The 1,692-nt window shown below is 45.8% G+C and carries 2 protein-coding genes; both read right to left on the reverse strand.

Translation table 11 applies throughout. The features are described from left to right. Window positions 1-917: DUF4351 domain-containing protein (locus tag F6J99_RS44780; protein WP_293123830.1), on the reverse strand; the 917-nt coding region annotated here is incomplete at its 3' end. A gap of 138 nt (window positions 918-1,055) precedes the next feature. Continuing rightward, window positions 1,056-1,692: DUF4351 domain-containing protein (locus F6J99_RS44785; RefSeq protein ID WP_293123833.1), on the reverse strand; the 637-nt coding region annotated here is incomplete at its 5' end.

A 1,692-nucleotide genomic window follows, 5' to 3' on the forward strand; every position in this document is an offset into this window, starting at 1 on the left:
TCCATTAACTGTTCTAATTTTTCGACACTCAACCCCTTCACACGAGCTTGAATCTCAGGGGATAACTCTCCAAAGCGCCTTTGAAGCAATCGTAGCAGCAGTCGCTCAGCTTCTTCCTGACGACCTTCTTGACGACCTTCTAAAATACCTTCCTGACGACCTTGCTTAATGCCCAACCTTTCGATACTCGTGACATACTTCATGTTGACCTCCTGTTCGTACTGGTTAACTTCTTCACGAAAGGCTTGTTCTAGTGCTGAGGGTAAGTGCATTACCCAGTCAATGAAGTGATACAAGTTTAGGATGTCTTGCCGCTGATACCCTTGCTCGTACAATCGTCTGGTCAGAGCCATTTTCCAGATTTTCCGTTGCTGGCCATCACTGCGAGTATCAACCGCTTTCAGGTGAGCCATGATTACGGTGGCAAAGGGATTGGCACTTTGTTCTAATTCTGCCCACTGCTGTTTGTAGTCTAGCAGTTTCACCATCAAAAAATTGAACTGGATTTTACAGCCGAAGATTTCGCTACTGTATTGGGTTGGTCGCCACTGGGGGTTAGCATCACTCAAGACTGCTAAACTAGCCACTGGTCGATTGTAGCGTCCGCTAATCCGATGATGGTAGGTGTACATCCGTTTAGCAAACTCCGTCTGTTTTTCCCCTTGGACTTCCACATGAATTAGAATCCAAGTTTCTTGACCATTGTTGAGCCAGACCTTAACCAGTTTGTCAGCCCATCGACGTCCTACTTCCGCGTCTCGCACCACCTTTTGCAGTTCTTTGTCGAGGAATTCACTTGGACGAGACCAATTGATTTGACTATGAATGTGGGCAAAGCATAGGGCAATGAAGGGCTCAAAGTACCATTCCAGGGTGTCTTTCCAGGGGGAATCATAGTCCGCTGCTGGGTTAATCATTAATTTTCTCTAGTTCGGCTGATTAATCTAATTAATCACCAAACCCTGTTTCCCTGCTCAAAAAATAGTGAAGGGTTAATCACAATTAACCCTTCAGAATAGATACAGGACATATCAGTCCTGGTTTTAATCAGCGTTTTAATTAGCGGCTTCGGGTGCTGGCAGATGGTCTACTAATTGCTCAACAGATTCTACATCAATGGCCACATCCATTAACTGTTCTAATTTTTCGACACTCAACCCCTTCACACGAGCTTGAATCTCAGGGGATAACTCTCCAAAGCGCCTTTGAAGCAATCGTAGCAGCAGTCGCTCAGCTTCTTCCTGACGACCTTGCTTAATGCCCAACCTTTCGATACTCGTGACATACTTCATGTTGACCTCCTGTTCGTACTGGTTAAGTTCTTCACGAAAGGTTTGTTCTAGTGCTGAGGGTAAGTGCATTACCCAGTCAATGAAGTGATACCAGTTTAGGATGTCTTGCCGCTGATACCCTTGCTCGTACAATCGTCTGGTCAGAGCCATTTTCCAGATTTTCCGTTGCTGGCCATCACTACGAGTATCAACTGCTTTCAGGTGAGCCATGATCACCGTGGCAAAGGGATTGGCACTTTGTTCTAATTCTGGCCACTGCTGTTTGTAGTCTAACAGTTTCACCATCAAAAAATTGAACTGGATTTTACAGCCGAAGATTTCGCTACTGTATTGGGTTGGTCGCCACTGGGGGTTGGTATCACTCAGGACCGCTAAACTGGCCACTGGTCGATTGTAGCGT

Origin of the sequence: Moorena sp. SIO4G3 (assembly GCF_010692305.1) — a bacterium.
Classification (GTDB): Bacteria; Cyanobacteriota; Cyanobacteriia; order Cyanobacteriales; family Coleofasciculaceae; genus Moorena; species Moorena producens_A.